Source organism: Nitrospirota bacterium (assembly GCA_016212215.1).
Taxonomy (GTDB): Bacteria; Nitrospirota; 9FT-COMBO-42-15; order HDB-SIOI813; family HDB-SIOI813; genus JACRGV01.
The window spans coordinates 15,921-27,062 of record JACRGV010000002.1 but is presented as its reverse complement, the minus strand read 5'-3'; the positions used below and the strand labels follow the sequence as shown (position 1 = coordinate 27,062).

Sequence of the window (11,142 nt, the reverse complement as noted above, 5' to 3'; positions counted from 1 at the left end):
AGGCTATGGCAGACGGATAAAAAGTTTTATTTTCTTAATTTTATTGATAATAACGAGGATTTTCGGATGAACTCCCATGAACCGAGGGTTCACAAAGGGGCATGAAAGTCAGCGGGACAGGAATGTCCAGCCTATCCTCATGGAAATGGATAGGCGGGGTTTTCTTACCCCGCCGGAGGGGATTTTCGGATGAACCGTCATGAAACGGAGGTTTCACAAATGAGGATGAAAACCACCCCCCCCAAGCCCCCCCTTGTTAAGGGGGGGGAAAAAGTTCCTCTGGTTCTCAATGGACAACGGCAATCCCCCCTTTGTTCAAGGGGGGGCTGGGGGGGTGATTTTCGGGTGAAAATTTCATGATTACTTTGCCAGTAACTTCTGAAGCAAGTTTCCCGTCTCCATGGAAGGTTCAACTTTCAATGCAGTCATAAGTGTTTTCCTGCATTGCACATAGACTTTCTGTACTTCAGCCGGACGGCCCATAAGGGAATAGCAGACCATCAGATACCGGTATAACTCCTCGGATAGCGGGTCTGCCTCAAGGCCTTTCTGATACAGGGCAGCGGCCTTTTCATGCTCTCCGGCCTTTTCCAGTCTAATGCCTATCTTATGTATCTTACTCAGGAACTTAGACCACAGGCGGTCACGATAGAAAGTAACGCCGGATAAACGATCCTCTCCTTCAATGAAATGACCTTGATACAGGGTCAGTATCTTTTCTATATGATGCCAGAAGTCCGGGGCTGTTGGGTTTGATTTCCCGATATCGGACAGCAGGTGTTCAAATGCCCATACATCCACATAGCAGTGATTGGGATCAAGTGATACAGACTTGCCTCTTGATTGGATGGCTTTACTGCCGATTAGACTTCGCAGCCTGTTCATTGTAGTCGTGAATGAAGAGTAGCCACGGTCGCCATCAGCGTCAGGCCATATCTCCTCACTGATTTCCTCAATCTTGACCCCTTTCCCTCCCAATGCAATCAGGACCTTTAGCAGATCAAGGGGCTTTCGTTGAGACTTTCCTTTGAATCCGATGGTCTCTTCATCCCTGACCACTCTGAACTCTCCGAGGGTATATATCTTCAATGGCCACGGCCACTTTTCACTATAGATATGATGATTATCCGGGAGAAGACCGCGTCTTCTGATAAGCTCCTGCACGTAATTTACTTCAATGTCTGCATCAAGTGCCTTTGTACAAAGCCTTGCCATGACATCAGGACGCCAGCCCCAGAAGTTGATAAGACCTTTCTCCCTTCCGATAGCCATTGCCTTGCGAAGGTTGTTCAGGCACGCATTTTCATCTCCCCTGTCCAGGGCAAACCATGCATCTGTCAGAAGGTAGATATATTCAAAGAAGATGCTTTTAGATTGGACTGCAAACCGGCGGACAGATGTGAGGTGTTCTTCAGCCTTTTGCAGATCCCCCTGTTCATGCGATACCTGGGTAATCATTAGTTGAGCCGGTATCTTTTGCCATTCACCCCCTAATTCCTCTGCCTGCCCCAGGCTTGCCTCTGCATGCTGCAAGGCAAGGTGCCTGTCCTTTTTAAGCAGTGCCTCCCACGACGCAGCAAAATGATAGAATGCCCGGTTATTATGCCCCATCATGTCAAGACTGGATGCCATACTCTTCAGGAGTTTTCCTGCTGTTTTCATATCGCCGCCTGAGAGTGCAGCAGCTATACCCTGCCCTAACAGAACGTAGTCCAATATATGCACGCCGGTTTTCTGTGATACCTTTAATCCTTCACTCACTGCCTCAAGGCATTTATCAATGGACCCTGTCAGCCAGAAATAGAAGGCCCTTGCCGACTGCCATCCTAATATAGCGAGAGGAGTGGCTGTTTCCGGCAGATGCAGGGATGCCTCCTCTATGGTCTGCATCAGCATAAATGCCCGACGGAAGTCTCCTGAAAGGTGGCAGTAAAAGACTATATGAAAGATAAATTCCATCCTGAACAGAATATCTCTGCTGTGTTGAAACAGGTGCAGTGCCTTCTCTGCCCATTTATGAAACTCACTATGTCCCGTGTTCCTGAATAGGAGCGACCTGAAGATGGTATAGGTAATACGGGCTTTCACTTCATCTGTAACGTCAGATGAACCACCATCTATATCCCCGACAGAGACATTCGGGGATGACAGAAGTGGATTTTCGGGTGAAGGATACGAAGAACATCTGTCACTTATCTTATTCATTTCATCAATCCATGTATCAAGACGGGAATAGTCCCTGAATGAATAAAAGATAGAGTCTATTGCGCCACACGCTGAAAGGGATAATCCGGTAATAGCCTCCTCTTTGCTGAATATCTGAAAAGCCTTTTCAAAAAACGGGAGTCCATCTTCCGGATTCACAAGAAGTTTGCATACCCCTTTCCAGTATAAGAGCCATGCGGTGTTATCAATTAACTCTTGCGGCAGTTTATCAAGCCATGCAGATAGGATTTGCCCCCTCCCCTGATTCAGCAATGCACTTGCCTGATTGCAGATGAGAGATACTGCCCCGCCCCAGTCGCTGGCCTCTGTGAACAACGATACTGCATCTTCAAATTGACCTGATTCCTCAAGCAATATTGCGGCAGGATTATCCATGTATTTCAATCCCCAAATGGAACACAGATTTCACCCCCACCCTACCCTCCCCCGTCAAGGGGGAGGGAATATTAAAGAAATTTGCAATCTCTATTATCAATACAATTATGAGACACTTTATAGTTGCGGAAAGGACGGACTGCAATTTGCGGGCCATGCTTCTTTACTTATGAAAGGAGAAATCATCTCACACCCTCATGCAATAAATGCTCGTTGCATAACCCTAAAATATCTTATTGTAGGACATTATTACAACTTATGTGCGGGATGTTAGCAAATCCAATTCTGGCTGTCAAGAAATTTCCTTACTGTTTCCTTACTGTTTTGAATTGCCGCAGTCAAATGGAGGCGGGGGATTACATTAGGATTTTTAAGAAAATATTCCCATTGACAATGCATGTGTTCATAAATGATAATTTGTTATGTAAATAAGACAACGTGCACTTTTCTGAGACCGATGAAATTATAGGGGTTACTTTTACTCGTGTAGGATATTCAACTGTGCCGGTACCGGACTTCATTGGGATGAAATTAATGAGGATATATCTGTAAAAGGACTACTTATGGGAGTAGGTGACAGGACTCTTCCACTTAGGCGTTGATCGTAGAAGGGGGTTCACTCGAAAATACCCATTGCTCACCCTCCCATTGAAGGGGAGATAATTTTCCTCTCCATCAGGGAGAGGATTAAGGTGGCAGCTTGCCTATTAATGTTCCCCCTCTCTTTCCATACAATACAATCTTAATGGTTCTTTCTCAAATTGAGTGGGTAAAGAATATTCCCTCCCCCTTGACGGGGGGGGGGGCAGGGAGGGGAAAAAGAAAATGTTATTCATTACGGAAGATGGTTTACCCACTTGAAGTGAGAAAGAACCAGAAATATATACTTTGATTTTTGAATTACACGTTCGAATCTACACTTCATTTGATAAAAATCTTTATGACAGACCCTAAGTTAATACCTATAACTTAACAATCTTATCCGAGACTATCCCTTTAGTCGCATTTCTTGTGTCAACAACGATTTTGGAGTTTTCTACAACCTTCTTATAATTGTATGAAGAATGATTGGTAACAATTATGGTACAGTCGTAATCGGATAGTTTTGTATATCCGTCTATCCCTACTGATGTCAGATCAAAATTCTCTTCATGAAGGTCGGGTATATAGGGGTCATTATATGAGATTATCCCGCCTTTTTTCTGTAATAATTTAATGACATCTAGGGCAGGTGACTCCCTGACATCTCCTATATCCTTCTTATATGCAACACCAAGTATCAATATCTTTGAACCCTTTATACTCTTCTCCACTGAGTTCAATGCATCAAACACCGTGTTTACAACAAAGTGAGGCATGTCGTGGTTTACCTCACTTGCAAGCTCTATAAAACGGGCATTGTAATCCAGTATCTTTAATTTCCATGAGAGGTAAAGCGGGTCAATCGGGATGCAGTGACCGCCGAGCCCTGGTCCCGGATAAAACGGCATAAAACCGAAAGGCTTAGAGGATGCTGCATCTATTATCTCCCAAACATCAAGCCCTAATTTATTACATATAATTGCAAATTCATTAACAAATCCGATATTGATTGCCCTGAAGGAGTTTTCAAGGAGTTTAACCATCTCTGCTGATTTCGTGGAACTCACAGGTATTACCTTATCTACAGCCTTAGAGTATAAGGATGCGGCAATCTTTGTACAATTTTCAGTTACACCTCCGATAATCTTAGGGGTTGTCTTTGTATTATAAACCTTATTGCCCGGGTCAATACGTTCAGGTGAAAATGCAAGGTAAAAATCTACACCGGCCTTTAGTCCTGTTGCCTCAAGTCCAGGCAAGATGACCTCTTCAGTAGTTCCCGGGTATGTTGTACTCTCAAGCACAATCAACTGCCCCTTATGAAGATATTTTTTGATCTCCTTAGTAGCAGCAATAATGTATGAAATATCCGGGTCCTTTGACTTTCTTAATGGTGTAGGAACACAAATACTTACGGCATCAATAGATGCAAGGGTGCTGAAATCTGTTGTAGCCTTTAACCGTCCTGATGTAACTTCAGTTAATATCTCCTCATCTGTAGAATCTTCAATATATGATTTGCCTTTTTCTATAAGGGCTATCTTTTCTTTATCCAAATCAATACCTGTTACAGAAAATCCTGCTTTGCAGAACTCCAGTGCAAGCGGAAGCCCGACATACCCTAATCCTATAATCCCTATCTTTGCCTCTTTCTTTTCAATTTTCTGAATAATAGAATCCATTTCTCCTCCTCTGTTTATATACATGAATCACTAACATCTATCTACTATCCCGCCCTATCCTTATCCCTCAACCTGTATACTATCTCTTCACTCAGTCTCCTGTTTGCTGCAATCAGGTCTGATATAACCCCTATAAGTAGGGTCTGAAATCCCAACATCATTAATACGGCTGCTAATATAAGAGATTGAACATGGCCTCTACCCTGCCCCAAAAGAAAATAGAATAAATACCTTAAAGAAATAACCACCCCGATAAAAAAGACAGCCGATCCGATAGTTGAAAAAAATTTCATCGGCCTGTACATCGCATAAGTCCTTATTATTGTAGATGCCGACCTCCATATATATTTCCATAAACTGGTAATTAGTCTGGACTCGCGTGTCTTGGGGTTAGTCCTAACGGATACATGCGTAATGGCAAGACGATTATATCCGGCCTGAATGATTGTTTCAAGTGTGTAAGTATATCCTGATACAATGTTAGTCCTAAGGGCAGCCTCGCGGCTGAAGGCACGGAACCCGCTTGGTGCATCAGGGATTCTTGTATCTGAGGCAACTCTGACAACCCAGCTTCCGAATTTCTGCAGGAATTTTTTAGCAGATGAAAAATGTCTTACGGTTTCAACCTCTCTGTCCCCTATTACAATATCAGCCTGGCCTTTTAATATCGGCTGTATCAACTTTGGAATATCGGCTCCATTATATTGATTATCCGCATCAGTATTAACGATTATGTCTGCTCCAAGCCGGAGAGATGCCTCAATGCCTGCCATAAAACCTTTCGCAAGACCCTGATTGGCATTAAACCTGATTATGTGGTCTACTCCACATTTTCTTGCAACCTCAGAAGTCCTGTCTGTACTGCCGTCATCTATTACAAGTATTTCTACTTTATCAATCCATGGAATTTTTCTCGGAATATCTTTAAGTGTCCCTGGCAGGGTTTCCTCTTCATTTAAGCATGGTATTTGTACAATAAGCTTCACCCGAAAAAATACCTCCGGCGGGGTAAGAAAACCCCGCCTATCCATTTCTATGAGGATAGGCGGGACATTCTTGTCCCGCTGATTTTCATTTCCCTTTGAGAGACCCCCGTCTCATGACAGTTAATCTGGAAATATCCGTATCTCGTGACCGTAGTCCATCTGTTTTTTTCTAGCTTCTTACTTCTAACTTCTTCTAATTAAATCAGTAGATATCGCACCTTCTCTTAAAACTACCGGCTCTGTTCCTGAGACATCTACAACTGTTGACTCTAATCCACCCTTTGTTTTACCGCCATCAACAAGTATATCAATCTTATCTCCAACAGCAGTTAAAACATCATTAGGATTATCGAGACTGCCCATGCCGGAGATATTGGCACTCGTCGCTGTAATGGGATGACCAAGTTTATGGATAAGCATTCTGCAGAACTTGTGGTCAGGAAGTCTTATGCCAATCTTACCGGTACCTCCTGTAACGGTATTTGAGATATTATCTGATGCTTTAAATACAAGGGTCAGAGGACCGGGCCAGTATTCATCTATGAGCCACCCCTCACCCTTACCCTCTCCCCTTAGGGGAGAGGGTACATAGAATATCCCCCCTCCCTTGACGGGAGGGGGTAAGGGGGAGGGTGAGCTATGTGTATTTTCGGGTGAAACTAACTTTGTAAGTTCTTCTTTATCTGAAATAAGTATCAGAATAGGTTTGTTAGTAATTCTGCCTTTAATCTCGAAAACCCTCTTTATAGCATCTTCACAATAAATATCAGCACCAAGGCCGTAATATGTATCAGTAGGAAATGCAATAACCGCACCGGCTTTCAATAAATCGGCAATCTCAGAAACTACTAAAGGATCAGGAAATACCTGATCAATCTTAATAATTCTCATATTTTTCTAATTTCTTGCTTCTTACTTCTTACCTCTATCTTCTTCCCCCAACCCTCTGATTCTTCTCCTCAACAGCTATCGCCATGTCTTCTTTATATTTTTTAAACTGATTCAGCAAGGCTTCATCTTTTCTTGATATGATCTGTACTGCAAATAAAGCAGCATTCTTTGCCCCGGCAATTCCTATAGCCATGGCTGCAACAGGTACGCCGCCCGGCATCTGAGCAATAGACAGCAAGGCGTCTATACCCTTTAATGAAGTTGAATCAATTGGAACGCCGATAACAGGTATTACAGTTTCTGATGCTATAACCCCGGGCAGGTGGGCTGCCCCGCCTGCACCTGCAATGATAACCTCTAAACCCGATTCTTCTGCTCCTCTTGAAAATTCCTGAACTAACCTCGGACTACGGTGTGCAGATGCAATCTTTAGTTCATAAGGAACATTGAACTTTTCCAGTATATCTGCAGCAGCCTTCATTATCGGCATATCAGATTCACTACCCATAATGATTGCCACTAATGGTTTACTCATTATTCCTCCCGGTTTCACCCCCACCCTGTCCCACGTCAAGGGGGAGGGGATTCTTCAGTAATGGCGAAAAAGCCTCTATGTTATTTTATTTTTTCCCTATATCTGTTCTGTATTGCATACCTTCAAAACTTATCCTCCCTATAGCCTCATAAGCCCGTTTTTTTGCTATAGTCATATCCTCACCACGTGCAGTCACTCCCAGCACCCTGCCCCCGGCTGTTACAATATTATCATCTTTTAATGCAGTTCCTGCATGAAAAACAACAATGTCCTCCATATCAATGATGGAATCAAGCCCTGTTATTATAGTGCCATTCTGATACTTTTCAGGATAACCGCCTGAGGCCATAACCACGCAGACAGCCGCCTTATCGCTCCATTTTACTTCTATTTTATTGAGCCTTTTATCAATCACAGCCTCAATAATGTCAACAATATCAGTCTCCAGTCTCATCAGGATCGGCTGTGCCTCAGGGTCACCAAACCTGCAGTTAAACTCAAGTACCTTTGGTTTACCTTCAGGTGTTATCATTAATCCTGTATAGAGTATGCCTTCGTAATTACAACCTTCTTTTTCCAAACCTTCAATAACAGGTTTTACAATATCCCTGATTACTGTATCAATTATTTCCCTGCTGACTGAAGAGACGGGAGAATAGGCCCCCATGCCACCTGTATTCGGCCCCTTGTCATTATCAAAGATCCTTTTGTGGTCCCTTGATAATGGCATGGGAACAATGACTTGCCCATCTGTAAAAACAAGGAACGATGCCTCTTCTCCTGCAAGAAACTCCTCGATGATTATCCTTTCGCCGGCCTGCCCAAAAGCCTTATCTATCATTAATAGCTTCAAAGCATCAATAGCCTCTTGTTCAGTGGAGGCAATTATCACGCCCTTGCCTGCAGCAAGACCATCTGCCTTAATTACTAAGGGTGCGCCTTTTTCTTTTATATAATCAATCGCAGGCTTCACTTCAGTAAAATCTTTAGACTCTGCTGTGGGAATATTATATTTATTCATAATATTCTTTGAAAATATCTTACTCGCCTCCATCTGTGCAGCAGCCATAGAGGGGCCGAAAATTCTCAAACCTGCTTCCCTGAATCTATCAACAATTCCGATTGCTAACGGCGCTTCAGGACCAACAACAGTAAGAGAAATACCTTCTTGTTTTGCAAAGGATATGAGATTTGTTATATCAACCGGCTGGATAGGGATACACTCTGCAACTCTGGAAATCCCTGCGTTCCCTGGGGCACAATAAATTTTGGTCACACGCGGACTCTGTGCAATCTTCCACACAAGAGCATGTTCCCTGCCGCCGCTGCCTATGACGAGTACTTTCACCCAAAAATCCTTCCGGCGGGGTAAGAAAACCCCGCCTATCCAAATCTATGAGGATAGGCGGGGTTTTCTTGTCCCGCTGATTTTCGTTTACCTTTGTGAGCCCCCGGCTCATGAGGGTTTATCAGAAAATAACCTCAAGTAAGCAGTAAGCAGATAAAACCTGCCTTCACTGCTTACTTTTTGTTAGTGCCTAAAATGCCTGTACCCTGTGAACACCATTGCCATATTATATTCATCAATTGCTTTAATAACTTCCTGGTCTTTGATTGAACCGCCAGGTTGTATTATGGCACTGATTCCAACCTTGGCCGCCTCGTCTATGGCGTCTCTGAATGGGAAGAATGCGTCCGAGGCCATAACAGAACCTTTTATTTCTGTCATGGATTTTGATACAGCAAGACGTACGGAATCCACCCTGCTCATCTGCCCGGCGCCGATACCGACAGTCTGTCTCTCTTTCCCGAAAATGATTGCATTGGATTTAACATGCTTACATACCTTCCATGTAAACTTCATAGCCTCAATCTCATCGTCAGTCGGAGGGCGTGTTGAAACCGTTTTCAGGTTTTCAAATTCACCTCTTATACCTGAATCAATGTCCTGAAGCAGTAATCCGCCATTTAGCCTCTTAAAGTCCATAGCACCTTCTGCAACAGGGCCAAGGGGACCAACCTCAAGCAGCCTGACATTCCCTTTTTTCCGGAACAGTTTTAAGGCATCCTCAGTATATTCAGGTGCAATGATCACCTCAACAAAGGTCTTTACTATCTCCTCAGCAACATAGTCATCAACAAGTGTATTAAAGGCAATCACCCCGCCGAATGCCGATACCGGATCAGTATCCCTTGCAATACAATAAGCCTCTTTCAGGTCATCAGAAGATGCAACGCCGCATGGATTATTATGTTTAACTATTACTGCGGTCGGTTCTTCAAACTCTCTTGCAAGTTCAAGTGCAGAGTTTGAATCAAGATAATTATTATATGACATCTCTTTTCCCTGTATTATCCTTGCCCGTGAAACTGATGCACCATTGAATCCAATCTCCCTGTAAAAGGCACCGCGCTGATGTGGATTTTCACCATATCTAAGGTGCTGAACCTTTTCAAATTTTGGAACGAATATCTCAGGAAAATGAATAGTCTCTCCACTCTTCTGAGCCTCCTTTTCAAGATAACCGGAAATCAGCGTATCGTATCGTGCAGTCATTGCAAATGCCTTTCGTGCAAGCCTGAATCTGGTTTCCCTTGAGAGACTACCTCCTGTTGACTCCATCTCCTTAAATATCCCTTCATAATCTGACGGGTCAGTTACAACGGCAACAGATTCAAAATTCTTTGAAGCAGACCTGACCATTGACGGACCGCCTATATCAATATTTTCAATTGCATCTTCAAATGTGCAATCCTGTTTTGAGGTTACAGCCTCAAATGGATAGAGATTTATTACTACCATATCTATAGGCTCAATCCCCTTTTCCTGCATCTGCCTGACATGTTCAGGATTGTCCCGCCTGCCGAGTAAACCCCCATGAACCTTAGGATGAAGGGTCTTTACCCTCCCGTCCATCATCTCCGGGAAACCGGTAAAATCAGAAATATCCGTTACAGCAATACCGGCCTCCTTTAGAATTTTGGAGGTGCCTCCGGTTGACAGGATTGAAATCCCCAAACCGGCAAGTTTCCTTGCAAATTCCGCAATCCCCTTCTTGTCTGAAACACTGATAATAGCCTTTTTAATTTGCCCCATGCTGTATCTCCCTGTTCAATAATATATTGTGAAAATAAGTGGAATGTTAGCATATTATATAATCTTAAACAAGTGCAGATTAGCCGGTGATAAACAGGGTTTCTTATAATCCGAGGATCTGTTTTGCTGTCAGAATTATATCGGGAAAGGCATTTGGTGACAGGGACTGTTCATTCCTTACGATTCTTCTAAATTCATATCCACCATACCGGATTTCCTTACTCATTATTCACGAGTTATCTTAATAAACGGTGTCAGTTTAACAGGATTCTTCAATGTAAATACAACCGGACACCGCTGTATTGCCATCTCCTCTGCCTCTTTTATCTTTTCCTCCGGTGCATCGCTGACAACATTGAGTGTTACACGTACCTCTTCCATAACAGGGGCATCACCAAGTCCGAATACCCTGCTGAAGTTTACATCTGCCTCGACCCTTGTTGTGAGCTTCTTTAGCTCGATGCCGAGCATGGATGCCATCGTGGCAAAGGTTGCTGTATAACATGATGCAAGGCCATAGAAGCAGTAATGCATGGGACCTGGAAGATTGCCTCCACCGCCCATGAATGTCGGGCTGTCTGCCTCAAATACAGTCTGTCCCCCTTCAAACTTAATAGAAGACCTGAACTGTGCCTTGTCATCATTTACATTCCACTCCCCTTCTATGACCTGTGTCTTCCTCGCCTTCGAAGGGTCTCCTTTGACCGCCTCGCCGTACGCCATTACTTTTTCAAGATCAACATTATTCTTTTTTGCCATTTGAGTATC

At 43.4% G+C, this 11,142-nt stretch carries 8 protein-coding genes; all 8 read right to left on the bottom strand.

The window, feature by feature from the left end:
- Window positions 1-360: 360 nt before the first annotated feature.
- Window positions 361-2,601 carry a hypothetical protein gene (locus tag HZA08_00190; protein MBI5191845.1) on the bottom strand — a complete coding sequence of 747 codons (2,241 nt, stop codon included), beginning with the start codon at window positions 2,599-2,601 and terminating at the stop codon, window positions 361-363.
- A 962-nt stretch (window positions 2,602-3,563) separates the two neighbouring features.
- Window positions 3,564-4,865, bottom strand: a complete 1,302-nt coding sequence (locus tag HZA08_00185; protein ID MBI5191844.1) for a nucleotide sugar dehydrogenase — start codon at window positions 4,863-4,865, stop codon at window positions 3,564-3,566.
- Window positions 4,866-4,909: 44 nt separating this feature from the next.
- Complete coding sequence (locus tag HZA08_00180) at window positions 4,910-5,851, bottom strand: glycosyltransferase family 2 protein (protein MBI5191843.1); 942 nt, start codon at window positions 5,849-5,851, stop codon at window positions 4,910-4,912.
- Between the two features lie 183 nt (window positions 5,852-6,034).
- On the bottom strand, window positions 6,035-6,742 hold the full coding sequence (locus HZA08_00175; GenBank protein ID MBI5191842.1) for an L-threonylcarbamoyladenylate synthase: 708 nt from the start codon (window positions 6,740-6,742) through the stop codon (window positions 6,035-6,037).
- A gap of 34 nt (window positions 6,743-6,776) precedes the next feature.
- Window positions 6,777-7,277, bottom strand: coding sequence for a 5-(carboxyamino)imidazole ribonucleotide mutase (gene purE / locus HZA08_00170; protein ID MBI5191841.1), 501 nt, complete (start codon window positions 7,275-7,277; stop codon window positions 6,777-6,779).
- 85 nt (window positions 7,278-7,362) lie between these two features.
- Window positions 7,363-8,625, bottom strand: coding sequence for a phosphoribosylamine--glycine ligase (gene purD / locus HZA08_00165; protein ID MBI5191840.1), 1,263 nt, complete (start codon window positions 8,623-8,625; stop codon window positions 7,363-7,365).
- Between the two features lie 183 nt (window positions 8,626-8,808).
- The gene (gene purH, locus HZA08_00160) at window positions 8,809-10,374 is read right to left on the bottom strand and encodes a bifunctional phosphoribosylaminoimidazolecarboxamide formyltransferase/IMP cyclohydrolase (protein MBI5191839.1); all 1,566 of its coding nucleotides are present in this window, start codon (window positions 10,372-10,374) and stop codon (window positions 8,809-8,811) included.
- 225 nt (window positions 10,375-10,599) lie between these two features.
- Window positions 10,600-11,133, bottom strand: a complete 534-nt coding sequence (locus HZA08_00155) for an OsmC family protein (protein MBI5191838.1) — start codon at window positions 11,131-11,133, stop codon at window positions 10,600-10,602.
- Window positions 11,134-11,142 lie beyond the last annotated feature (9 nt).